Source organism: Isoptericola croceus (assembly GCF_029382255.1).
Taxonomy (GTDB): domain Bacteria; phylum Actinomycetota; class Actinomycetes; order Actinomycetales; family Cellulomonadaceae; genus Isoptericola; species Isoptericola croceus.
Genome location: NZ_JARLLG010000001.1, coordinates 12,665 through 36,238, shown reverse-complemented (window position 1 = coordinate 36,238; position 23,574 = coordinate 12,665). Strand labels below are relative to the sequence as shown.

Genomic DNA, 23,574 nt, shown 5'->3' with positions numbered 1-23,574 from the left:
GCCGCGGCGCTACCGGTCCGCGGCATCGAGAACGGTGATGCCCAGGTTGGCGGCGAGATGGGGCGCGAGCTGCCCGAGCTGCGCCGGGGTGATCGTGGAGCCCCGCAACGCATCGGTGCCGACGAGCTCGGCCAGCTCCGCACCGCGAAGGTCCACGTGCTGCAGCGTCGAGGCCTGCACGTCCAGTCGCCGCAGCCGGCTGCCCTCGAACGCGACCCGGGTCGCCCGGGCCTGCACCAGGTCGAGCTCGTCGATGGTGCAGTCCGTGAACACGACGTCCTGCAGCTCGGCACCGCGCAGGTTGACGAAGCCCAGCTTGCAGCCGACGAGGTGCACCGACTGCCAGGTCGACTCGTACAGCTCGGCGGAGCCGATGCGGGCGTCGCGCACCTCGACGTCCCGCCACCGGGTGCGGACGCCCTGCACGACCGGGACGTCGACCCGGGACAGGACGACCTCGGTGAGCGTGAGGTGTCGCAGGTCGGCCTCCCGGGCGCGCAGGCCGTCGAGCCGTGAGGCGTCGGCCCGGGCACCCCGCAGCTCCACCCGGTCCAGCTCCACGTCCGTGAGCTCGATCCCGTCGAGGTCCGCTGCCGCGACGAGGTCGTCGGCGCTGCCCGCGACGAGGTCGCTCAGCACGACGGGGTCGATCACCGGACGGGACGGCTGGTTCTCACGGCGCGGCACGGGCACCAGCCTAGGACGACGCGACCGGCCGGCGATGGCACCTCATCGTCGGCCGCGCGTTCCTGAGCGACCGGGCTGGTCCCCGGCCTTCGTCGTCCGAGTGAGCCGGTGGCGGGCGACGGCGTCGAAGTTGCCGCACCGCGCCGTGCAGTAGGCGCGGCGCCCGGTGCGACTGGTGTCGACGAACACGGTGTCGTTCTGATCATCAGCGCCGTCCCGACGGCGCCGTCGGCGGCGGTCCTCGCCGCGCGCCTGGGCGGCGACGTCCGACTGATGGCGTCGATCGCCGGTGTCCAGACGCCGCTCGCCGCCGCAACCATCCCGCTCGTCCTGCACTGGCTCACCTGATGGCTGTCGTCAGACTCCCACCTCGCGAAGCCACTGCTCGAGATACCGAGCCGGCCGTGGAGGGGCGACCTCAGCCCTTGCCCCAGAAGGCGTCCTCGGCTTCCTGGTCGGCCGAGAACAGCCACATCTCGACAATCTTGTCGCCTTCGACGCGCAGCACGTCCACCCCGGACATCGACATCTCAGCGCCTTCGCGCTTGCCGGAGAAGTGAGCCGGGATCGCCGCCAGCGCGCCGTTGACCATCGGCTCGCCGGTGAACGTCAGCGCGAACGTTCCCTCCGACGCCGCCATCATGCCGCCGAGCATCTCGCCCACGGCAGCGGCGCTGTCGCGGACGCCGGAGAACTGGTTGGCGCCGGGCTGGTGCCACACGATGTCGTCGGCGAACAGCGCGGTACCCGCCGGGATGTCGCCCGCGGACATCGCCTCGTAGTACCGCTGGGCCACCGCGGCGGTGTTGACGGACTCGGTCATCAGGATCTCCCTTGTGCGTTGTTTCGTGTCTGCCTATAGTCACTATTCGAAACCAGTTACTTCAACGTCACCAACGGAGCACTGTGACCCATGTCATACGAACCTGACTGGAACGTGCTCACCTCGACGTGCCCCTCGCGGACGTCGCTGGCGCGGATCGCCAACAAGTGGACGGCGATGATCGTGATCGTCCTCGCCCGCGGCCGGACCCGCTTTCGGGACCTGAAGAGCGAGGTGGAGGGCATCAGCGGGAAGGTCCTCACCGAGACGCTGCGGGAGCTCGAACGCGACGGACTCGTCAGCCGACACGCCTTCGCCGAGGTTCCGCCACGCGTCGAGTACGAGCTCACCGACCTGGGACGCACGCTGCAGGCGCCGCTGGCAGCGCTCGGGCAGTGGGCCGAGACGCACATCGCCGAGGTTCTCGACGCGCGCGAGCGCTACGACGAACCGCAGTGACCCACAGCAGCTCGGGCGCGGCGTTCGACGCGAGCGGATCGATCTCTACCGTGACGTGAGCGTATGACATCCAGCGTGCTGCGCAGCACACTGCCCAGGCCTCTCGACGCTCTGCCGCGGCGGTAGAGTACGAGGGTCGAACGGAGTGTCCATGGGCTTGAACCGCAAGCAGATCGGTGAGGTGGCGGAGCGCACCGGCCTCTCGCTGCGCACGATCCGGTACTACGAGGAGGTCGGCCTCGTGATCCCGTCCGCGCGGTCGCACGGCGGGTTCCGGCTGTACACGGAGTCGGACATCGCCCGCCTGATGCTCGTCAAGCGCATGAAGCCGCTGGACTTCTCCCTCGACGAGATGCGGGACCTGCTGGCCACCCTCGACGAGCTCGAGAAGGACGACGTCGACCCGGCCCGCCGCGAGGCGACGCTCGACCGGCTGAGCATGTTCGAGGCCGCGGCGGAGGAACGCTGCAAGAGCCTGCGCGCCCAGCTCGAGAGCGCCGAGGAGTTCGCCGGCAACCTGCGCAGCGAGCTGCGCAGCCAGCGCCGGGTGGTGAGCCGGTCCCGATGACAGCACTCGCCGCAGAGAGCACATCGGTCGCGTCCGAGGCCGCCCGACGGCGCAGCATCGCCGTGATCTCCCACCCCGACGCCGGCAAGTCGACCCTCACCGAGGCCCTCGCCCTGCACGCCCACGCGATCGACGAGGCCGGGGCGGTGCACGGCAAGGGCAACCGCTCCGGCGTCGTCTCCGACTGGCTCGAGATGGAGCAGAAGCGCGGGATCTCCATCACCTCGGCCGCGCTGCAGTTCGTGTACCGCGACGTGGTGATCAACCTGCTCGACACCCCCGGGCACGCGGACTTCTCCGAGGACACCTACCGCGTGCTCACCGCGGTCGACGCGGCCGTCATGCTCCTGGACTCCGCGAAGGGCCTGGAGCCGCAGACGCTCAAGCTGTTCGAGGTCTGCCGCCGCCGCGGCGTGCCGGTCATCACCTTCGTCAACAAGTGGGACCGGCCCGGACGCGAGGTCCTCGACCTCTGCGACGAGCTCGAGGAGCGCATCGGGCTGCGGCCGACGCCGGTGACGTGGCCCGTCGGGAGGCGGGCCGGTTCCTCGGGCTGCTCGACCGCGAGGACGGCCACGTGACGACCTACCGCCGCACCCCGGGCGGCGCCTCGATCGCCGAGGAGCAGACGCTCGACGCCGTCCGGGCGGCCGAGGAGCTCGACGCCGACTACACCGAGGCGGTCGAGGGCGCCCAGCTCCTGGAGCCGGTCGACCTCGCCACGTTCCGCAGCGGCGAGACCACGCCCATGCTCTTCGGGGCGGCGCTGGCGAACATCGGCGTGCGCCAGCTCCTCGACGCCGTCGTCGACCTCGCCCCCGCTCCCGGTGACCGCCCCGCCGCCGACAGCACGCGACGCCCGGTCGACGCGCCCTTCAGCGGGTTCGTGTTCAAGATGCAGGCCGGCATGGACCCGAAGCACCGCGACCACGTCGCGTACGTGCGCGTGTGCTCGGGACGGTTCGAGCGCGGCATGATCGTGACGCACGAGCGCACCGGACGGCCCTTCGCGACGAAGTACGCCCTGTCCGTCTTCGGCCGCGAACGGTCGACGGTCGAGCACGCCTACCCCGGCGACGTCGTCGGCCTGGTCAACGCCAACGCGCTGGCGGTCGGGGACACGGTCCACGAGCCCGACGGCCCATCGGTGCGGTTCCCGCCGATGCCGGCGTTCGAGCCCGAGCACTTCGCCGTGGCACGCGCCTCCGACCCGGGCCGGTCGAAGCAGTTCCGCAAGGGCATGTCCCAGCTCGAGCAGGAGGGCGTCGTCCAGGTCCTCGTCTCGGACCTGCGGGGGGACGCCAGCCCGATCCTCGCGGCCGTGGGCCCGCTGCAGTTCGAGGTCGCCTCGTTCCGCATGGAGCACGAGTTCTCGGCGCCGATGACTCTCGAGCAGCTCCCGCTCTCGGTGGCCCGGCTCCTCGACCCCGAGCACGCCGCCACGCTCGCGGCCTACCCCGGGGCGGAGGTCGCCCGTCGTCGCGACGGCGAGTGCCTGGCCCTCCTGCGCGACGTGTGGCACGCGCGCGCCTTCGAGCGCGGGCACCCCAAGATCGCCCTGACGCCGCTCATCGCGAGCGAGTCCTGACCTCCCCGGAGACTTTCTGAGATCCCGTTCGTCCCGCCCCGGGGCGCTGTCCCCGGGCGGCTTCTACGGCCGGCACATCGTCGTCTACGCCGCCGTCGCCCTGGCCATGACCGGGCCCGGCCAGACCGTGGGCATCTCGCTGTTCATCGACCCGCTGATCGACGAGCTGGGCGTCTCCCGCTCGGCGGTCTCGACGGCCTACCTCATCGGGACCCTCGCCGGTGCGCTGGCGCTGCCGTGGATCGGCCGCGCGCTCGACCGCTTCGGGGTGCGGCGCACCATGGCGGTCATCGGTCTCGTGTTCGGCGCCGTGCTGGTGGGCCTGTCCGCGGTGAGCTCGCTCGTCGGGCTCACCGCGGGCTTCGTCGGGGTGCGCATGGCGGGCCAGGGCGCGCTCGGGCTGACGGCGACGACGGTCGTCGCCCTGTGGTTCGACCGCCGGCGGGGCATGGCGACCGGCCTCGTGTCCGCCGTCGGCGCCGTCGGGATCTCCATGACGCCGCTGCTGCTCGAAGGCCTCATCGCCCAGCACGGCTGGCGGACGGCCGGGCTGGTCGAGGGTGTCGCCGTGTGGGTCGTCGTCCTGCCGCTCGCCCTGTTCGCGATGCGGGACCGGCCGGAGCGGCTCGGCCAGCGCCCGGACGGCGCGGCCCCACCATCCGACGGAGGTCCCCCGCCCCGACCCGGCGGCCTCACGCGGTCCCAGGTCGTCCGCCATCCCGCCTTCTGGTTGATCGCCGGCGCCGTCGCCGTCTCCGGGCTCCTCACCACCGCGGTGGCGTTCCACCAGATCAGCCTGCTCACGGACCGCGGCCTGACGGCCACGGAGGCCGCCGCGAACTTCGTCCCGCAGACGGTCGCCGGGCTCCTGGCCACGCTGGGGACGGGGTATCTCCTCGACCGGTTCCCGCCCCGGTGGGTGACGGTCGGCTCGATGCTGTCCCTCGCGGCGGCGCTGTGCTGGGGGACCCAGGTGAGCCCTGGGTGGGCGGCGGTGGCCTTCGGCGCGCTGCTCGGTGTCGCCGCCAACATGATCCGCACCGTGGAGGCCGCGACCCTGCCGCGCTACTTCGGCACGCGCCACATCGGGTCCATCCGTGGCCTCGTCGCCTCGATCAGCGTGGGCGGGACCGCCTGTGGACCGCTGCTCTTCGCCGCGGTCTTCGACCAGGTGGGCAGCTACGCTCCCGTGCTCCTGGCCAGTGCCGTCGTCCCGGTCGGCATCGCGGTCTGGGCGGCTGTCGCCCGCGAACCCGACCCCGCGCCGCTCGACCCCCCGCCCGAGGGGCCCCTGACCGCCAGTCGGGACGACGCAAACCTGCCTTCACGTTAGGGTAGAGTTCACCGCGGCTCGGCCCTCCAGCGTGCCCACACTCTTGTGAGGGCCGACGCCACCCACCTTTCTCGTACGCAGCGTCGCGTGCCTCAGTCCTGTCCATCCCGACCGAGTCTCGCGACCTGGTCCGCGGGCGCGCGCGCCCACCGAACCCGAAGGAAGCTGCGTGTCGAACGACGCCCGTCCCCCCCTGTCCGATCCTGCCCCCACGCCGCAGCCTGTCACCGGCGCGCCGGAGGCGAGTCAGACCTACTCGGTGCTGGCGGCGCTGAAGTCTCCCCGCATCCTCAAGACGGAGGTCCTTGCCGGCCTCGTCGTCGCGCTCGCCCTCATCCCCGAGGCGATCGCCTTCTCGATCATCGCCGGCGTCGACCCGCGGCTCGGCCTCTTCGCCTCGTTCACCATGGCCGTCTCCATCGCCTTCCTCGGTGGACGGCCCGCCATGATCTCCGCCGCGACCGGCGCGGTCGCCCTGGTCATCGCCCCGGTCGCCCGCGACCACGGCATCGAGTACTTCATCGCCACGGTCATCCTCGCCGGCGTCTTCCAGGTGGCCCTCGGCGTGCTCGGCGTGGCCAGGCTCATGCGGTTCATCCCCCGCTCGGTCATGGTCGGCTTCGTCAACGCCCTGGCGATCCTCATCTTCACCTCCCAGCTCCCGCACCTCTTCGGGGACAAGGTGACCGCCGGCAACCGCTGGTGGATCTACGGCCTGGTGATCATCGGCCTGGTCATCATGGTGCTGCTCCCCCGGTGGACCAAGGTGGTCCCGGCGCCGCTGGTGGCGATCGTCCTCCTCACGGCGGCGACCATCTTCGCCGCGATCAACGTCCCGACCGTCGGCGACGAGGGCGACCTGCCCGAGTCGCTGCCCGCACTGTTCTTCCCGAACGTCCCGCTGACCGTCGAGACGTTCCAGATCATCGCGCCGTTCGCCCTGGCCATGGCCCTGGTGGGCATCCTCGAGTCACTGCTGACGGCCAAGCTGGTCGACGACGTCACCGACACCCACTCGAACAAGACCCGCGAGGCCTGGGGCCAGGGCGCCGCCAACATCATCACCGGCTTCTTCGGTGGCATGGGCGGCTGCGCGATGATCGGCCAGACGATGATCAACGTCAAGGCCTCCGGCGCACGCACCCGGATCTCGACGTTCCTGGCCGGCGTGTTCCTGTTGATCCTCGTGGTCGGGCTCGGCGACGTCGTGGCCGTCATCCCCATGGCCGCGCTCGTCGCCGTCATGATCATGGTGTCCGTCGGCACGTTCGACTGGCACTCGGTCCAGCTCGACACCCTGCGGCGCATGCCCAGGTCGGAGACCGCGGTGATGCTCTCGACGGTGATCGTCACCGTCTGGACCCACAACCTCGCCTACGGCGTCGGCGTCGGCGTCCTGGTCGCCATGGTGCTCTTCGCCAACCGGGTCGCGCACTTCACCACCGTCACGCGGCTCGACGCCTCCGACGAGGACGACCAGCGGGTCTACGCTGTGGAGGGTGAGCTGTTCTTCGCGTCCTCGAACGACCTGGTCTACCAGTTCGACTACTCGGGCGACCCGCGCAACATCGTCATCGACATGACCAAGGCCCACGTCTGGGACGCGTCGACGGTCGCCAGCCTCGATGCGGTCCGCACGAAGTACGAGGCCAAGGGCAAGACGGTCACGATCGTGGGCGCGAACCCGGACACCATCGCCCGGCTCGACCTGCTCGCAGGCAAGCTCGGCGGGGGACACTGATCTCGGGCACTCTCGTGTGAGAGGCCCGCACCATCCCGGTCCTTCGCTGCGTGCACAGCACGCCACGAAGGACCGGACTCATCGGCACGGACCTCCGTGCGAAAGGACGACATGCACACTGCGCCCCGAGACCTCGGCCGCCCGCCCCGACTCCCGCGCGGCGCGCTGCGCATCACGCCGCTGGGCGGCATCGGCGAGATCGGCCGCAACATGACGGTCTTCGAGCAGGCCGGACGGCTCATCGTGGTCGACTGCGGGGTCCTGTTCCCCGAGGACCACCAGCCCGGCGTCGACGTGATCCTCCCGGACTTCGCAAGCATCACCGACCGGCTCGACGACATCGAGGCGATCGTCCTCACCCACGGGCACGAGGACCACATCGGCGGCGTGCCGTACCTGCTGAAGCACCGCCCGGACATCCCTCTCATCGGGTCCGAGCTGACGCTGGCGTTCATCGCCGAGAAGCTCAAGGAGCACGGCATCAAGCCGGTCCTGAAGCGCGTCGAGGCGACGGACAAGTACTCCGCCGGCCCGTTCGACCTCGAGTTCATCGCGGTGAACCACTCGATCCCGGACGGCCTCGCCGTCGTCATCCGCACCGCCGCGGGCACCGTGCTGCACACCGGTGACTTCCGGATGGACCAGTTCCCCCTCGACGGCCGGCTGACGGACCTGCGGGCCTTCGGTCGGATCGGTGAGGAGGGCCTCGACCTGCTGCTGGTGGACTCCACCAACGCCGAGGTCCCCGGCTTCTCGATCTCCGAGAGCGACCTCAACCCGGCGATCGACCAGGTCTTCGCCTCCACCCCCGGCCGGGTGATCGTCTCCAGCTTCGCCAGCCACGTCCACCGGATCCAGCAGGTGCTGGACGCCTCGCACGCCCGGGGTCGCAAGGTCGCGTTCGTGGGACGTTCGATGGTCCGGAACATGCGGATCGCGCGTGAGCTCGGCTACCTGACCGTCCCCCGCGGCCTGGTGATCGACTACAAGAAGACCCGTGGCATGGCACCCGAGCAGGTCACGCTGATCTGCACCGGCTCCCAGGGCGAGCCCATGGCGGCGCTCTCCCGCATGGCCAACGAGTCTCACGAGGTGCGCGTCAGCGAGGGTGACACCGTGCTGCTGGCCAGCTCGCTCATCCCGGGCAACGAGAACGCGATCTACGGGATCATCAACAAGCTCACGGACCTCGGGGCGAACGTCGTGCACAAGGGCAACGCCCGCGTGCACGTCTCGGGCCACGCCAGCGCCGGCGAGCTGGTCTACTGCTACAACATCCTCAAGCCCCGCAACGTCATGCCGGTGCACGGTGAGCCCAAGCACCTGCACGCCAACGGTGCGCTCGCCGAGCGCACCGGGGTCGACCCCGACCGCGTGCTGATCACGCGTGACGGCGTGGTGGTGGACCTCGTGGACGGCACGGCGCGCATCGTCGGCCAGGTTCAGGCGGACCTGGTGTTCGTCGACGGGCAGACCGTGGGTCACGCGACCGAGGACACCCTCGCCGAGCGCCGGCAGCTCAGCGCCGGCGGGGTGCTGACCGTGCTCGTCCTGCTGAAGCCGGGCACGACGGAGCTCGCCGAGCCTCCCGAGTACCTGCACCGAGGGTTCGTGCAGAGCCCGGAGAGCCTCGAGGCCGCCACCGCCGCCCTGAAGAAGGCGCTGGCCACCGCGTCCGAACGAGGCGTCACCGAGGGCGAGGACCTGGAGAAGCTGCTGGCGAACGCCGTCGGGCGCTCCCTCGCGCGGACGTCCCGCCGGGAGCCGGTCGTCATCGCCCTGGTGATCGACGCCTGATCCTGACGGACGCCTCGATCCGGCACGGTTCGGCATGTCGAACCGTGCCGGATCGAGGCGTTCGCCAGCCTGGGGGCGCGCCCTTGCCAGGACTTCTACAACGATGGAATAGTGCGACGTGCCAGGTGAGCGCTCACACATACCCTCAACGTGGAGGATTCCCGTGCAAGCACGTTCGAGCACCATCCCCGACCGACGGCACCGCGCCCTGCTGACCTTCCTGGTCGCCGCGGTGCTCGTCCTCACCCAGTCCCTCGTCACGCCGGCACGTGCCGCCGTCGTGGACACCAACAGGTGGTACGTGCTGGTCAACGTGCACAGCGGCAAGGCGCTGGACGTGTACGAGACCTCGACCGCGAACGGTGCGCGGATCGGCCAGTGGACCCGCAACGACGGCGACTGGCAGCAGTGGCGGTTCCTCGACTCCGGCGGCGGCGACTACCGCCTGCAGTCACGGCACAGCGGCAAGGTCGTGGACGTCTCCGGACGGTCCACCGCCGACGGTGCCGACGTCGTGCAGTGGACCGACAACAACGCGACGAACCAGCGCTTCCGGCTCGCGGACTCCTCCGACGGCTCCGTGCGGCTGATCAACCGCCACAGCGGCAAGGCGTTGGAGGTGTGGGAGTGGTCGACCGCCGACGGCGCCCGCGTCTCCCAGTTCGCCGACACCGACGGTGCGAACCAGCGCTGGCGGCTGGTCCCCGTCGGCTCCACCGGCGGCGCGAACTACCCCAATCCTGGGGCCGTCACCGGCCACACCGGGCTGCACGACCCCGAGGTCGTCAAGACTCCCGACGGCGGGTACCTCCTGGCGAGCACCGGTCCCGGTGTCCCGCTGAAGACGTCGACCAACCGCACCCACTGGACCGACGCCGGGTCCGCGTTCCCCGGCGGCACGCCCTGGGCGGACACCTACACGGGTGGCAGCGCCCACCTCTGGGCACCCGAGATCCACTATGCGAACAACCAGTACTACCTCTGGTACTCGGCATCCACGTTCCACAGCAACCGGTCGGCGATCTTCCTCGCCACCAGCCCCACCGGCGCCGCCGGCTCGTGGACGCACCGCGGCCTGGTGATCGAGTCGAACAGCGCGAACAACTTCAACGCCATCGACCCGGCGCTCGTCGTGGACGAGCAGGGGGCCTGGTGGATGAGCTTCGGCTCCCACTGGTCCGGGATCAAGATGATCCGCCTCGACCCGAGCACGGGCATGCGTTCCGGCACCGCGTTCCACTCCCTGGCCAGCCGCGGCGGCGACGCGGTCGAGGCCCCGACCATCCACCGGGCCAACGGGTACTACTACCTGTACACGTCCTTCGACAAGTGCTGCGAGGGCACTGACAGCACCTACCGGATCATGGTGGGCCGGTCGACCTCGGTCACCGGACCCTACGTCGACCGGGCCGGGGTGCCGCTGATGAACGGCGGGGGGACCGAGATCCTCGCGAGCCACGGTTCGATCCACGGTCCGGGCCACCAGACGGTGTTCTCCGACACGGACGCCGACGTGCTGATGTACCACCACTACACGGGGCCGAACTCCTCGGTGCTGGGCATCAACCTGCTCGGCTACGACGGCGCCGGCTGGCCGTACGTGTACTGACGCACCTCGACCGGCCGCCTCAGCCGCGCCGGACGGTTCGCACCCCGTAGACCGTGGGGAGCGGACCGTCCGGTGCCGCGAAGCGCACGGTGACCGGTCCCTCGCCGGCCGGGAGCGGCACGGGCCGCTCGACGAACCCGTCCACGTCCGCGCCGTCGTCGTCGAGGTCCAGCAGCGTGACCAGCTCCGCACCAAGCCCCCTCACCGAGACCTCGAGCCGGGCTGCGGCATCGTCGCGGTGGTGCGTGATCACCAGGTCGCTCCCGGCGGGGTCGACGGCGAGGTCCACCGAGAACCACCCGTCCGCCTGGGCGGTGCGTCCGGTGCGTCCGGCACGGGTCCGGACGCTCGAGCGCTCCGAGCGCACGTTCTTGGCGTTCTCGAAGTTGTTGCCGTCGAACATCGTCAGCTCGTCCACGGTGGCCGCTGCCCGCCGCTGCTCGGCCTCCGCCCGCTCGGCGCGCGCGAGGGCCTCCGGCGAGCCCGCCTCCTCGACGTGCAGGTAGATCGCGTACCGCTCGTCCCAGCGCGTGTGGTGCGGCGCCCACCGCAGGTGGTCGCCGTCGAGGGTGCCACGCAGCGCGAACCGGACGGTACCGTCCGGGGCGTCGGCGAGGCGTTCCATCGGCTCGGAGGCGACGAGGTCCGCGACCGACCTGCCCGCCGGTGTCGTGACCACGCTCTGGGCGTCGGGGTCGTGGTCCGAGATCCGCACCAGGATGCCGGTCGGCTCGCAGGCGTCGGTGTCGGCCGCGCCCAGCCCGGCCGAGAGCACCTCCGGGCCGTACCGGAAGGCGACGAACGCCGGGTTGTCCGGCGTCGGGTGCGCCGTCACGCGGGCGGGCAGCCGGTAGCGCAGCGTGGAGCCCGCCCCGAACCCGTGGACGACGGCGTAGCCACCGTCACGCTCGACCTCGACCGGGCGGGAGTCCACCTCGAGCGTCGGCTCGCCGGCCCAGTCCGGGACGCGCAGCCGCACCGTGACCGGCTCGGGCGGTGCGGCAGGATCGATCGCCTCGCCCCGGAGCGTCACGGTGTCCGACGCCGGGAGGTCGCCCTCCTGGACGATCCGCAGGCCCGCGTGAGCGAACGCCGAGCCGTGGAAGCCGTCGACCGTCACGACCCGCGCGCCGTCGTCGGCCACCGCGTACAGGGTGCTCCCCAGGCCGGCGAAGCTCTCCATCCCGGTCCCGGTGCAGCACCAGAACTCGGTGTCCGGGGTGTGGACCACCTTGTGGTACCCGGGCGCCATCGCGTTGAAGTAGGTGGTGGTCCCCCGCTCGGGGTGCTGCGACGCCAGGATGTGGTTCCGCAGCGCGAGCTCGTCGTAGTCGGCGTAGCGGGAGTCCCCGGTGAGCTCGTACAGGCCACGGGCCAGGCGCCGCATGTTGTACGTGTTGCAGGTCTCCGCGGTCTCCGCGTTGCCCCGCACGCCCTGCCGCGCCGCGCGCTCGTAGAGCGTGCCGGGTGCGTGGAAGTGCTCGGCCTGGCTGTTCGCGCCGGTGACGTAGGTGTGGTCCCGCAGCACGATGTCGAAGAACTGCTCCGCGGCCGCCCGGTACGTCGCGAGGTCGGAGCGCTGCGCCTCGGTGAGGCCCACCTGGGTCTCGGGCCGCTCGGTCAGGACCCGGTAGCGGGCGAGCGCACCGAGCAGCTTGGGGATGGTCGTGTTGGCGTGGCGCCCGGGCAGGACGTCCCGGCCGGCTGCAAGCTCCCGGAAGAGGTCGACCTCGTCGAAGGCCTCGGCGGCCACCCGGAACCGGGGGTCGCCGGTGACGGCGAGCAGACGGTAGAGCGCCTCGTTCATGCCGCCGTACTCGGTGCGCAGCAGCACCTCGGTGCTGCCCAGCGCCGCCACCCGGCGGTGCACGGCCAGCCCGAACCGGGTCGCCACCGCGAGCGCCCGGGCGCCGAGGCGCCCACCGACGTACGCGTGCACGTCGAGGAGCCCCGCGAGCACCTTGTGCAGGTCGTACCAGGGCACGAGCACGTTCTCGTCCGAGTCGCCCGTGCCCTGGACCTGGTCCAGCACGGACTCGCGGAAGGCAGAGACGTAGCCGTCGGACCGCGGGTGCTTGGTCGCGTAGGCGTCCTGGCAGCGCTCCAGGCCGACCACCCCGGCCCGGATCTCGGCCCGCAGCGCCGTTGCCGTCTCGCCGTCGGCGCACGACGCCCACGACGCCGCCAGCGCGGACAGGTAGTGCCCCAGGGTGTGCCCGCGGAAGTTCACGGCGTCGCTGCGCTCCCACCCGCCGTACCCCTCGGGCGTGGTCGGCGGCAGGCCGGCGACGCGGTAGAACTCGTGGAGCAGCCGTTCGGCGCTGAGGGAGAGCAGGTAGCGCCGGCCGCGGGCGGTGGCGGCGACCAGGCGTGGGTCATCGAGGCGGACGTCGGCGAGGTCGGGGGTCCGCAGGACGGCGGCCATGGTGGCTCCTTGCGCAGGGTCGGGGTCCCGGGTCGTGGTGGATGTTAACGCTCACACGTGGACGTCCGTGCGCTCGTCCCACCACTCGACCGATCATGGCCCCATGTCTTCGCCCACCCTCCCCCGCCCGGACGAGATCCGCCTCGTCGTCACCGACATGGACGGCACGCTGCTCGACCCCGACGGCGCGGTGCCCGACGGGCTGTGGCCGCTCCTCGAGCGGATGCACGACGCCGGCATCACGTTCGTCCCCGCCTCGGGGCGTCAGCACGCGACCATCGCGGCGTCGTTCCCGGCCACGTCGACGCCCGGCCACGACGAGCTGGTCATCATCGCCGAGAACGGCACGCTCGTCACCCGTGGCGGCCAGGAGGTGTCCTCCGAGACGCTCGACCGAGACGGCGTCACCGCCGTCGTGCGCGCCGTCCGCGGGCTGAGCACCACCCGGGACGGCGGCGCCGTCCTGGCCGGCAAGCGTGGCGCCTACGTCGAGCGCGGTGACGACGCGTTCGTCGACCACATCCGCACCTACTACCGCGAGCTCACCGTGGTCGACGACCTGCTGGCCGTCGACGACGAGGTGCTCAAGGTCGCCGTGTACGACGACGTCGACTCCGCCACCGGGACCCTGCCGGCGCTCGTGCACCTGCGCGCCACCCACCAGGTGGTCGTCTCCAGCCCGCACTGGATCGACGTCATGCCCCCGGGCGTCAACAAGGGCCGTGGCCTGCGCCGGCTGCAGACGGAGCTCGGTGTCACACCCGCGCAGACCATGGTGTTCGGCGACTACCTCAACGACATCGAGATGCTCGACGCCGCCGAGTGGTCCTTCGCCATGTCGGGAGCGCACCCGGACGTCCTGGCGCACGCCCGCTACACCGCACCGGGCAACGCCGAGCACGGCGTGGTCCAGGTGCTCGCGGCGCTGCTCGAGGAACGAGGATCCACCGTGACGGGCTGATCACCCGGCGCGGCGGCCGGAGCTCCCCGCGACGATGGACACACCGATCGCCGCGAGCCCGATCTGCAGCGCGAGCTCGATCCAGTCGATCCCGCTCGTGTCCTGCACGCCGATCAGGCTCGCGATCCACGTCCCGATGAGCGCCGCCACGATGCCGACGAGGATCGTCGCGATGATCGAGATGTCCTGCTTGCCCCGCACGACGAGACGGCCGAGCGCGCCGATGATCGCTCCGATGATGATCGCCGTGATGATGCCACCGATGGTCATGGTGCCCCTTCTCGTGGTCGGACGTCGTGCGCTGTCCATCCTGCGCCGAGAGCCGGGTGCGCGCACCTGCGGGACCGCGGCCGTCGGCTCTGACGGCGAGCGCGCGTTGCCGGGCCCGGCCCGGTGCACGATGCTCGACCCGTGCGCCTCTCGGACACCGCGCTCGGCCGCGCGACACTCGCCCGCCAGCTCCTGCTCGCCCGCGAGGACATCGCGGTGCCCGAGGCCGTCCGGCAGGTCGGCGCCCTCCAGGCCCAGGAACCGGCGTCGCCGTACCTCGCGCTCTGGAACCGCGTGGCGGCGTTCGACCCCGCCGACCTGGACGTCGCCTTCCGGGCCGGGGACGTCGTGCGCGCCACCCTGATGCGCATCACGCTGCACGCGGTGCACCAGGACGACTGGGCGCCCTACCACCGCGCCGTCACCGACCCGCTGCGGCGCTCGCGGCTGGGCGACCGCCGGTTCGTGCCGGCCCGGCTCACTCCCGCAGAGGCCGACGACCTCCGCGACGCGCTGCTGGAGTTCGCCGCCGAGCCGCGCACCCAGGGCGAGATCGTCGCGGAGCTCACCCGCCTCCTCGACGAGGAGCGCGCACCGGCCGCCTGGTTCGCGCTGCGCACCCTCGCACCGCTGCACCACGTGCCGACCGGCCCGCCCTGGTCGTACTCGCCCCGCGCCCGGCGCTACCTCGCGGGGGCGCCCACGGCGGCGAACCACGCCCCAGCGGGCGACGATCCCGCGCCGGTGCACCTGCTGAAGCGCTACCTCGCGGCCTTCGGTCCTGCGTCAGAGGCGGACTTCGCGCAGTTCACGATGCTGCGGCGGCGCTTCACGGGCCCCGCCGTCGCGGCACTGCGCGAGGAGCTCGTCGGCGTCGAGGGACCTGACGGCACCGAGCTGCTGGACCTGCCGGACGCCCCCCGGCCGGATGCCGGGACCCCTGCGCCGCCGCGCCTGCTCGGCATGTGGGACAGCATCGTGCTCGCCCACCGGGACCGGCGCCGCGTCCTGCCCGACGAGCACCGGCCGCACGTGATCCGTCGCAACGGGGACACGCTGCCCACCATGCTCGTGGACGGACGGGTGGTGGGCGTCTGGCGCGTCACCGAGGACGGGGTCGAGGCGGCGGCGTTCGAACCGCTCTCCCGGGCGGCCTGGACGGCGCTGGAGGCGGAGGCCGCGGCGCTGCGCGCGTTCCTCGCCGACCGGGAGCCGGTGGTCTACGGCCGCTACCGCCACTGGTGGGCCCGACTGCCGGAGGGTGACGTCCGCCGTCTCGCCGGCTGACCGCGTGCGGCGGGGCATGAACGGCTGGGGTCAGCAGGCGACGCAGCGCGCCTCAGCCGCCGGGGCGCCTCTCCGCCGCGGGCGGTCTCGCCCCCACGCCGTCACGGCGTCGAGCAGCGGCACCGTGCGCTCCCACAGCGACGGACGCCGCGGGCTGAGGCGGAGAGTCGTGGCCGCCGCGACGTCGGAGACGACGGCGGACAGCTTGTCCGGGGCGCAGCGCCCGTACTTGGTCCGATAGGCGTCGTCGAGCAGGTCGTGCACCTCGGGTGCGACCTCGGCGAGCGTCACGGGGTGCTCGACGCCGGACACCCGGACGCGGGCGCGACCACCGCCAAGACGCGGCACGTCCGCCCCCGGCGCGGTCCGCACGTAGAGCTCCCTCCCCAGGGCCACGACCCAGGCCGCGGCACCCGGCCCCGAACCGTCGCTCGTCAGGAGCTGGGCCGACGGGAGCGTCGCGAGGTCCTGCAGGCTGGATCTGGGCATGGGCGACTCCTCGCGTCGGGGTGGCAGGGTGATGCGCTGCTGCAGGGGATGGATGTGGGTGGTCCTCAGGTCGGGCTGCTGGTGTCAACCGGTCGAACCTGGACGCCGTCCGACGTATTCCGCCGGTCCGGCCGCCGAGCCGGGCAGGGAGCAGGAGGCCCCGCCCGGTCCTGGGACCGGGCGGGGCCTCCTGCTCCCTGCTGTGTCGCGGACGAGGTCAGTACGTGACGCAGGAAAGGAAGTCGAAGCTCTCCTGGGCGAAGTCGGCGTTCGCGGGTGCGCCGTCCCGCTCGACCACGTAGTACTTCACGCTGCCGTGAGCGGCCTGCAGGATCGGCTCCCACTCGATGTCGCCCTGGCCGACGTTGCCGGGGATGCCCCGGGCGTCGCCGTTGAGGTCGCCGTCCTTGATGTGCAGCAGCTCGATGCGGTCGCCGTGTGCCTCGAGCAGCTCGACGACGTCCACGCCGGCGTCGGCGGCCCAGAACACGTCGAGCTGGAACGTGACGTACCGCGGGTCGGTGTTCTCGACGAGGATCTCCCACGCGCTCTTCGTCTCGCCCGTGGTCGGGTCGGTGTAGGTGGTGGTGAACTCCGACTGGTGGTTGTGGCCGAAGAGCTTGCCGGTGCCGTTCTCCACGGAGCGCTCGCCGAGCCGGTTCATCGTCTCGGCCGTGGCCAGCACGTCCTCGTAGCTGCCGATGCCCGGCGCGGCGAAGCCGCCCGAGCCCACGTACTTCTGCCCGCGGTCCTTGGCGTCGGCCAGGGTCTGGTCGAAGGTCGCCTCGTCGGTGCTGCCGTGCGCCGTGGGGCTCTTCAGCTTGTACGACTTCAGCAGGTCGCGGTACTCCGAGGCCGAGTAGCTGCCGTAGGAGGCACCGAACGGCTCGACGTTCTTGTAGCCGATGTCGGCGACCTCCTCGAGCAGACTCTCGACACCGATCTGGTTCTGCCATCCCCAGTAGGAGTAGAGCTGGATCGAGATCTTGCTGGCCGGGACACCCCGCCCCGCGCACTGCGCGGCGGAGCTCGCCTTGTCGCTCGCCTTGTCGCTCGGCGCGGCGGTCGCCGACGTGGCGGTCGCGGCACCCGTGGCCAGCAGGGCGGCGGTGGCCGCACCCGCTGCGAGACGGCGAATCATGGTCTTGCGCTTCACAGGAACCTCCTGGGTCGACTGCGACCTCTGTGTCGCAGGGTCTGACGGACGCCACGCGTGGCGTCCTGGTGGGGCGCGGGACGCGCCCCACCAGGTGGATCAGCCGAGCTGGGCGATGAGTGCCTCGGCGTCGCGGACCAGCACCTCCTCGTCGGTGGTGTCGGTGAACCGCTCGAGCGCGCGGACCGCCTGGGCGGTGCGACCCGCGTCGGCGTGCCGCTCCGCCCGGTCGAGCGCGGAGTCGAGCCGTGCCGCCTCGGGACTGCTCAGGGAGCCCTCGTCGGAGAGCCGCTGGACGTGGGCGGCAAGGTCGGCGAACGAGGTGGTCACCGTGAACGCCACGGTCACCTCGGTCGTGTGCCCGGCCTCGTCCGTGGCGGTCGCGACGAGCTCGTGCTCGCCGAGCTCGAGCGACCAGAGGGCGAGCTCGCCGGCCTCGACCGGGTCACCGTCGAGCGTGAGGCTCGACGACGCCACGCCGGACGTCGCGTCGGTCACCTCGACGTCGATCTCGAGTGTCTGCGACGAACCGATCTCGTCGCCGTCCTCGACGCCGACCACCGCGACCTCGGGCGCCGTGGCGTCGATCGACACGGTCACCGTCCCGACCTCGGAGACGTTGCCCCCGGTGTCGGTCGCACGGTAGAGCACCTCGTGCACGCCGTCCTCGTCGAGAGTGACCGGCTCAAGCTCCCCCGTCCACGGGTGCCGCACGCTCTGCCAGGTCTCGCCGTCGTCGTACGAGACCTCGCCGTCGCCGACCTGGCCGTCGTCCGTCGCCGCGAGCCGCAGCGTGACCGGTCCGGTGTACCAGCCGTTCTCACCCGTCGGCTCGGCCGGGTCGAGCGTGGCCGTGACCTCCGGCGGGGTGACGTCGGTGACGCCCGGGCCGCCGAAGATCAGCGTGTCGAGCTCGACGCCCCCGGTGGAGGTCACGAACAGCTCGCCGGTGCCCTCGGGGAACGCGGTCACGTCCGCGGTCACCGTGGACCAGCCCGCCGAGTCCAGGTCCGCCGTGGCGAACGGCTCGGCGTCGGCCGCGCCCCAGCGCAGCGCAATGGTGCCGGTGCCCGCGCCGCGCACCTCGAGGCCGTCGATCCCGGTGAAGTTCACCGGGTCCCAGGCCAGGTGGTCACCGGGGTCGAACGAGGTGACCTTGGACAGGCCGCCCGCCGTCGGGTCCTGGACGACCTCGACGCCCTGCAGCGTGTCGGCGTGCTGCGCCTCCTGGGCGAACGTGTTGAGGACGAGGGAGACCTCGGCCTGCGCCGGGGGGATGTCCCCGTTGCCCTGGTCGGTGTAGGTCGCGACGACGACGCCGAAGAGCTTCTCGGTCTCACCGTGCTCCGGAGCGTCCACCGGCGTGCTCCAGGCGCCGGAGCACCCGCTGCCGAGCACCTCGGGGTGGGCGTGCGTGTCGTGCCCGAGGCCGAAGGTCCAGGACAGGTTCGAGCACACCGTCTCGTCGCCGTCCTCGGGGTCGGTGGTGCTGAACGTGTACGGCACGGCGTCGCCCCACGCGAAGAACCCGCCGTCGGCCGGCGCCTCCGCGGTGAGCGTCGGCGCCATGTTGCCGACGGTGATCGCCCGCGACGTGAGGCCGAACCGCCCACCGGGGTCGGTGACGCGCAGCCGGACCGTGTACTGGCCGAGCTCGGTGTAGGTCGTGGTGACCTGGACCCCGGTCTCGTCGAACGTGCCGTCACCGTCCAGGTCCCACTCGTAGGTGAGCTCCTCGCCCTCGGGGTCGGTCGAGCCGGACCCGTCGAGCGTCACGGTCAGGGGCGCCTCGGAGGAGGAGTCCTGGTCGACGGAGATCCGGGCGGTCGGGGTCTTGTTCCCCTCGGCGTAGTCGATGCGGTACAGGCCCGCCTCCGGGTTCTGCCGGAAGAAGCCCTTGCCGTAGTCGAGCAGGTACATCGATCCGTCGGGGCCGAACTCCATGTCGATCGGCCCGGAGGTGGTCTCCTGGACGTTGTTGATCAGCGCGGCGTTCGGCAGCACGTGCTCGACGTGCGTCACGGGTCCGTCCGGGTCCGGGATGGTCAGCGCGGCGAGGTAGTCCTGGGAGAACTCGTAGAAGAACGCCTTGCCGTCCCAGTACTCGGGCCACTGGGTGCTGGGGCCCTCCGGGTCGAAGTGGAAGGTCGGCCCGCCCATCGGTCCCTGGCCGCCCCGGGCCTCGAACTCGACGAACTCGTCGAACGGCTGGTCGCCGGGGTTGTCCCCGTAGTAGACCTGCGGCGCGGTGGCGGGCGGCAGGACCTCGAGGCCGGTGTTCCACGTCGAGGTGTTCACCGCACCGGCGTCGCAGTCGAACCAGTCACCGGGCGTGGAGGTCGCGAAGTCCCAGTCGTTGTAGTTGGTGTTCGGTCCGTGGCAGTACGGCCAGCCGCCGTTGAGCGGCACCGTGGTGCTCTGCCACTCCACGTAGCCCATCGGCCCGCGGTCGGGGTTGGCGGTCCCCGCGTCGGGACCGTACTCGCCCCAGCTCACCGCGCCGGTGACGTCGTCGACATTCATGCGGAAGGGGTTGCGCAGGCCCATCGCGAAGATCTCGGGCCGCGTCGCGTCCGTCCCCGGCTCGAAGAGGTTGCCCTCGGGGATGGTGTAGCTGCCGTCCTCCTCGACCTGGATGCGCAGGATCGCACCGCGCAGGTCGTTCGTGCTGCCGGCTCCGCGCCGGGCGTCGAAGCCGGGGTTCATGCGCGGCGCGTTGTTGTTCGGCGCGTAGCCGTTGGCACCGGGCGTGCCGGCCGGGGTGTTGTCCCCGGTGGAGACGTAGACGTTGCCGTCGCCGTCGAAGTCGATGTCCCCGCCCACGTGACAGCACTGCCCGCGCTGCACCTCGACCTGGAGGATCACCTGCTCGGTGGCCATGTCGAGCGCGCCGGCGGCATCGTCCCACTGCACCCGCGTGAGCTGGTTGTAGCCGAGCCACCGGTCCCAGTAGGACTCGTCCTCGCCGGCGGGGAGCTGGTTGGGCGCGGAGCCGGTGGGCGTCGTGGTCGGGTAGGCGTCGCCCTCCATCACCCGCGGGGCGTAGAAGAGGTACACCCAGCCGGTCTCCTCGAAGTCCGGAGCGAGCGCGACCGTCTGCATCCCGTCCTCGGAGTTGGCGTACACGTCGATCGTGTTCGTCACGCGTGTGACGCCGGTCGACGGATCGGTGTGCCGGATCTCGCCGGTGCGCGCGCTGTGGAGCACGCTGCCGTCCGGCATGACCGAGAGCCCGATGGGCTCCCCCACGTCCTTGGTGAGCAGGATCTTCTCGTAGTTGGACCAGTCGAGCGCCGCCTCGGCCCCCTCCTCGGAGCCGTGGTCGACGCCGTCGTGGGCGGTGGCCGCCATCGGCACCGTCAGGGCGAACGCCGCTGCCAGTGCCACGACGAGTCGTGAACGTCTAAAATGCACCATCGCACTTCCCTTTCCTGGATGAGGTGCGTGAGAGACCCCGCCACGGACCCCCGTCGCTGCCACGACGGAACTGGGTGCCGGCGGGGTCTCTCACGTTTCTGCGCTGCAGCACGAGATCTGCCCGCTCGTGGTCCTGCAGGTGGTGGCGGGCGCCGAGCCCTGACGCCCACCACCGGGGTGCGCCATGCGCTCCGAGGGGCTCGGCGCGTGGGCGGTGCCCGTCCGCCCACGGTGAGTCGCGACGCCCGATCGTGCGGGCTCGCGATGTCTGTCGTGCAGCGACAGCGCTGCGCGGTCCTCCCTGACCATGGCCCGACCCTAGCGCACTTCTGTCGATCGTCAAGCAAAAGATGGCGCCAGTTGACACAACTTCCCGCGCCGGGATCCGTGAATGTGGTTGACTCGGAGGATGTCGACCGTTCCGGCACCCGAGCTCGGTGCCGTCCTGCACCTGCTTCGCGACGGGCGGTCCCGCACCCGCGCCGAGCTGGCACGCACCACCGGCCTCTCCCGCTCCACGATGTCGACGCGCATCGACGAGCTCCTGCGCCTCGGGCTCGTCGCCCCCGTCGGCGACGCCGGTTCCACCGGCGGGCGACCAGCAGCGACCTTCGCGCTCGCACCCGCGTCCCGGTTGGCCGTCGGCGTCGACCTCGGGGCCACGCACGCGCGGATCGCCGTCACCGATCTCACCGGGCACGAGCTCGCCGGACACCTGGAGCAGCTCCGCATCGCCGACGGCCCGGACATCGTGCTCGATCGCGTCGCCACCGTGCTGGCCGAGCTCGTCACCGGCCTCGACCGCCCGTTGGGCGACGTCGTCGGCGTCGGCGTCGGCCTCCCCGGCCCGGTCGACCACATGACCGGCCGGCCCACCAAGCCGCCGATCATGCCCGGCTGGGACGGCACCGACGTGGTGGGAGCGCTCCGACAGCGCCTGGGGAACATCGCCGTGCTCGTCGACAACGACGTCAACCTCATGGCCCTCGGTGAGCACGCCACCGCCCTGCCGGACGTCGAGCACCTGCTCTACGTCAAGGTCGCGACCGGCATCGGCTCCGGCATCATCGCCGACGGCAGGATCCACCGCGGCGCCCAGGGCAGCGCGGGCGACCTCGGCCACATCGCCGTGCCCGGGGCAGAACCCGTCCGGTGCGCCTGCGGCAACACGGGCTGCCTCGAGGCCATCGCCGGTGGCGGGGCCGTCGCGGCCCGCCTCACCGAGCAGGGCGTCCCCGCCCGGACCACCAGCGACGTCGTCGACCTCGTCCGGCACGGCGACCTCCGGGCAGCCGCGGCCGTGCGCGACGCCGGGCGGTCGATCGGTGCGGTGCTCGCCAGCTGCGTCAGCCTGCTCAACCCCTCCGCCGTCGTCGTCGGCGGATCCATGTCACGGGCGGGCGAGCACCTCATCGCCGGCATCCGCGAGGTGGTCTACTCCCGCTCGCTGCCGCTGGCTACTCAGCACCTGCGCGTGGCGACCAGCATCGCCGGGGCCCGGGCCGGGGTGCTCGGCGGCGCCCACGCCGCCGCCGAGCACGCGTTCGCCCACCCGGCCCTGCTCACCCGCGACGCCGCTGTCAGCGCACCGGAGTCCGCTGCCGCGACAGCCTGAGGAGCAGGTCCCGCACCTCGGTCGCCTCGACGCGCCTCGATCCGCTACCCGGCACGGCGTCCGGCACCGAGCACAGCAGCACCGGGCCGTCGGCCGGGTCGGCCGGCAGGCGGCCGTGCGTGCCCCGCACCGGCGACGGGTCGAGCGGCACCACCCGCAAGGACGACCGCAGCCCCGTCTTCTTGCGCAGCACGTGCAGCAGCGCCCGCGCCTTCACCCAGCGGTCCTGCGGGTCCCAGAAGAGCTCGGCCGGGTCGTAGCCGGGCTTGCGGTGGATCTCCACGGACCGCGCGAAGTCCGGTGCCCGGTCGTCGTCCAGCCAGTAGTAGTACGTGAACCACGCGTCCGGCTCGGCGACCAGGACGAGGTCCCCCGCCCGCTCGTGGTCCAGGCCGTGGGCGGCGCGCCCGGCGTCGTCCAGGACCTCGGCGACGCCCGGCAGGGCGCCCAGCAGCGTGGCCACCTCGGGCAGGTCCACCGGGTCGTGGACGTAGACGTGCGCGACCTGATGGTCCGCGACGGCGAACGCCCGCGACGTCCACGGGTCGAGCAGCTCGCCGGTCGCGTTGGTGTGCACGTGCAGCAGCCCCGCACGGCGTAGGGCACGGTTGACGTCCACGGGACGGCGCGCGGCGGTGATGCCGTACTCGCTGAGCGCGACGACGGCGGTCCCGGTCCGCTCGGCGTCGTCCAGCAGCGGCGCGAGCACCTCGTCCACGGCCCGTGCGGCCGCCACCGCCTCGGGGCCGTCGGAGCCGTACCGCTGGAGGTCGTAGTCCAGGTGCGGCACGTACACGAGCGTCATGTCGTGGTCCGGCAGGAGCCGTCTCGCCGCCCCGACGATCCACCGCGACGAGGCGATGCCCGCCGTCGGGCCCCAGTAGCTGAACAGCGGGAACGGGCCCAGCTCGGCCTCCAGCTCGTCGTGCAGCTCCGGGGGCCACGTCCAGCAGTCCGGTTCCTTGCGGCCGTCCGCCCGGTAGACGGGCCGCGGAGTGATCGTCGTGTCCGTCGTCGAGCCCATCGCGTACCACCAGCACACGTTGGCCACCCGGTAGCCGGGGCGCTCGCGCCGGATCGTCTCCCAGACCTTCTCCCCGCCCACCAGGCGGTGGTGCTGGCGCCACAGCAGCGGCTCGCCGAGGTCCCGGAAGAACCAGCCGTTGCCCACGATGCCGTGGTCGCGGGGCAACAGGCCCGTGAGGAAGGTCGACTGCACCGAGCAGGTGACAGCCGGCAGCACCGTGCCCAGCTCGGCCCGGCCGCCCGCGGCGGCGAGGGCCTGCAGGCGCGGCATGTGCTCCAGCAGGCGCGGCGTCAGCCCGACGACGTCGAGCACCAGCATCCGG

At 71.9% G+C, this 23,574-nt stretch carries 18 protein-coding genes and 1 pseudogene; 10 read left to right on the top strand and 9 right to left on the bottom strand.

The annotated features are described in order from the left end of the window. Positions 1-9: 9 nt before the first annotated feature. From PZC42_RS22425 to PZC42_RS00145, 3 genes are all read right to left on the bottom strand, one after another. Positions 10-687: a pentapeptide repeat-containing protein gene (locus tag PZC42_RS22425; RefSeq protein WP_277207207.1), complete on the bottom strand. Its 678-nt coding sequence runs from the start codon at positions 685-687 to the stop codon at positions 10-12. Positions 688-729: 42 nt separating this feature from the next. After that, the gene (locus PZC42_RS22420) at positions 730-876 is read right to left on the bottom strand and encodes a CGNR zinc finger domain-containing protein (protein ID WP_277209242.1); all 147 of its coding nucleotides are present in this window, start codon (positions 874-876) and stop codon (positions 730-732) included. Between the two features lie 229 nt (positions 877-1,105). Continuing rightward, complete coding sequence (locus tag PZC42_RS00145; RefSeq protein WP_277207205.1) at positions 1,106-1,510, bottom strand: nuclear transport factor 2 family protein; 405 nt, start codon at positions 1,508-1,510, stop codon at positions 1,106-1,108. A gap of 90 nt (positions 1,511-1,600) precedes the next feature. Between PZC42_RS00145 and PZC42_RS00140 the strand changes: the two genes are divergently transcribed. The 7 genes and pseudogenes from PZC42_RS00140 (at position 1,601) to PZC42_RS00110 (ending at position 10,605) form a co-directional block, all read left to right on the top strand. Then, complete coding sequence (locus PZC42_RS00140; protein WP_277207202.1) at positions 1,601-1,969, top strand: winged helix-turn-helix transcriptional regulator; 369 nt, start codon at positions 1,601-1,603, stop codon at positions 1,967-1,969. A gap of 151 nt (positions 1,970-2,120) precedes the next feature. Further along, entirely contained in the window at positions 2,121-2,537 is a 417-nt protein-coding gene (locus PZC42_RS00135) for a MerR family transcriptional regulator (protein ID WP_277207200.1), read from the top strand. Beyond that, positions 2,534-4,125, top strand: a pseudogene (locus PZC42_RS00130) (peptide chain release factor 3). Before PZC42_RS00135 ends, PZC42_RS00130 begins: the two are co-directional and overlap by 4 nt. A gap of 106 nt (positions 4,126-4,231) precedes the next feature. Then, entirely contained in the window at positions 4,232-5,458 is a 1,227-nt protein-coding gene (locus PZC42_RS00125) for an MFS transporter (protein ID WP_277207197.1), read from the top strand. Between the two features lie 169 nt (positions 5,459-5,627). Then, complete coding sequence (locus tag PZC42_RS00120; protein WP_438802878.1) at positions 5,628-7,199, top strand: SulP family inorganic anion transporter; 1,572 nt, start codon at positions 5,628-5,630, stop codon at positions 7,197-7,199. Between the two features lie 111 nt (positions 7,200-7,310). Continuing rightward, positions 7,311-8,996 (top strand): ribonuclease J, encoded by a 1,686-nt coding sequence (locus tag PZC42_RS00115; RefSeq protein ID WP_277207195.1) that lies wholly within the window; start codon positions 7,311-7,313, stop codon positions 8,994-8,996. Positions 8,997-9,159: 163 nt separating this feature from the next. Further along, positions 9,160-10,605: an RICIN domain-containing protein gene (locus PZC42_RS00110; protein ID WP_277207194.1), complete on the top strand. Its 1,446-nt coding sequence runs from the start codon at positions 9,160-9,162 to the stop codon at positions 10,603-10,605. 19 nt (positions 10,606-10,624) lie between these two features. On the opposite strand, the gene PZC42_RS00105 is transcribed toward PZC42_RS00110, so the two are convergent. After that, positions 10,625-13,030, bottom strand: coding sequence for a beta-L-arabinofuranosidase domain-containing protein (locus PZC42_RS00105; RefSeq protein WP_277207192.1), 2,406 nt, complete (start codon positions 13,028-13,030; stop codon positions 10,625-10,627). Between the two features lie 103 nt (positions 13,031-13,133). Here PZC42_RS00105 and PZC42_RS00100 point away from each other — a divergent pair, with 103 nt between their 5' ends. Beyond that, positions 13,134-13,991, top strand: coding sequence for a Cof-type HAD-IIB family hydrolase (locus tag PZC42_RS00100; protein WP_277207191.1), 858 nt, complete (start codon positions 13,134-13,136; stop codon positions 13,989-13,991). On the opposite strand, the gene PZC42_RS00095 is transcribed toward PZC42_RS00100, so the two are convergent. Beyond that, a complete protein-coding gene (locus PZC42_RS00095) occupies positions 13,992-14,261 on the bottom strand; it encodes a GlsB/YeaQ/YmgE family stress response membrane protein (protein WP_277207190.1) in 270 nt (89 codons plus the stop codon). It lies immediately after the preceding gene. Positions 14,262-14,402: 141 nt separating this feature from the next. Between PZC42_RS00095 and PZC42_RS00090 the strand changes: the two genes are divergently transcribed. Continuing rightward, complete coding sequence (locus tag PZC42_RS00090) at positions 14,403-15,548, top strand: winged helix DNA-binding domain-containing protein (RefSeq protein WP_277207189.1); 1,146 nt, start codon at positions 14,403-14,405, stop codon at positions 15,546-15,548. 30 nt (positions 15,549-15,578) lie between these two features. Here PZC42_RS00090 and PZC42_RS00085 read toward each other — a convergent pair whose 3' ends face one another. The 3 genes from PZC42_RS00085 to PZC42_RS00075 all read right to left on the bottom strand — a co-directional run bounded on the left by PZC42_RS00085 (position 15,579) and on the right by PZC42_RS00075 (position 20,580). Continuing rightward, positions 15,579-16,037: a DUF2255 family protein gene (locus PZC42_RS00085; protein ID WP_277207187.1), complete on the bottom strand. Its 459-nt coding sequence runs from the start codon at positions 16,035-16,037 to the stop codon at positions 15,579-15,581. A 217-nt stretch (positions 16,038-16,254) separates the two neighbouring features. After that, entirely contained in the window at positions 16,255-17,193 is a 939-nt protein-coding gene (locus tag PZC42_RS00080; protein WP_277207185.1) for a sugar phosphate isomerase/epimerase family protein, read from the bottom strand. A 99-nt stretch (positions 17,194-17,292) separates the two neighbouring features. Then, the gene (locus tag PZC42_RS00075) at positions 17,293-20,580 is read right to left on the bottom strand and encodes a PQQ-dependent sugar dehydrogenase (RefSeq protein WP_277207183.1); all 3,288 of its coding nucleotides are present in this window, start codon (positions 20,578-20,580) and stop codon (positions 17,293-17,295) included. 439 nt (positions 20,581-21,019) lie between these two features. Between PZC42_RS00075 and PZC42_RS00070 the strand changes: the two genes are divergently transcribed. Further along, positions 21,020-22,225, top strand: a complete 1,206-nt coding sequence (locus tag PZC42_RS00070) for an ROK family transcriptional regulator (RefSeq protein ID WP_277207181.1) — start codon at positions 21,020-21,022, stop codon at positions 22,223-22,225. On the opposite strand, the gene PZC42_RS00065 is transcribed toward PZC42_RS00070, so the two are convergent. Further along, positions 22,191-23,570, bottom strand: a complete 1,380-nt coding sequence (locus tag PZC42_RS00065; protein WP_277209240.1) for an alkaline phosphatase family protein — start codon at positions 23,568-23,570, stop codon at positions 22,191-22,193. The two genes, PZC42_RS00070 and PZC42_RS00065, sit on opposite strands and share 35 nt — an antisense overlap. Positions 23,571-23,574: the final 4 nt, after the last annotated feature.

Coding starts and splice junctions, on each gene's coding strand:
- PZC42_RS00145 (WP_277207205.1), bottom strand. CDS start 1,510: ATGACCGAGTCCGTCAACACCGCCGCGGTGGCCCAGCGGTACTACGAG.
- PZC42_RS00140 (WP_277207202.1), top strand. CDS start 1,601: ATGTCATACGAACCTGACTGGAACGTGCTCACCTCGACGTGCCCCTCG.
- PZC42_RS00135 (WP_277207200.1), top strand. CDS start 2,121: ATGGGCTTGAACCGCAAGCAGATCGGTGAGGTGGCGGAGCGCACCGGC.
- PZC42_RS00125 (WP_277207197.1), top strand. CDS start 4,232: ATGACCGGGCCCGGCCAGACCGTGGGCATCTCGCTGTTCATCGACCCG.
- PZC42_RS00115 (WP_277207195.1), top strand. CDS start 7,311: ATGCACACTGCGCCCCGAGACCTCGGCCGCCCGCCCCGACTCCCGCGC.
- PZC42_RS00105 (WP_277207192.1), bottom strand. CDS start 13,030: ATGGCCGCCGTCCTGCGGACCCCCGACCTCGCCGACGTCCGCCTCGAT.
- PZC42_RS00100 (WP_277207191.1), top strand. CDS start 13,134: ATGTCTTCGCCCACCCTCCCCCGCCCGGACGAGATCCGCCTCGTCGTC.
- PZC42_RS00095 (WP_277207190.1), bottom strand. CDS start 14,261: ATGACCATCGGTGGCATCATCACGGCGATCATCATCGGAGCGATCATC.
- PZC42_RS00085 (WP_277207187.1), bottom strand. CDS start 16,037: ATGCCCAGATCCAGCCTGCAGGACCTCGCGACGCTCCCGTCGGCCCAG.
- PZC42_RS00070 (WP_277207181.1), top strand. CDS start 21,020: ATGTCGACCGTTCCGGCACCCGAGCTCGGTGCCGTCCTGCACCTGCTT.
- PZC42_RS00065 (WP_277209240.1), bottom strand. CDS start 23,570: ATGCTGGTGCTCGACGTCGTCGGGCTGACGCCGCGCCTGCTGGAGCAC.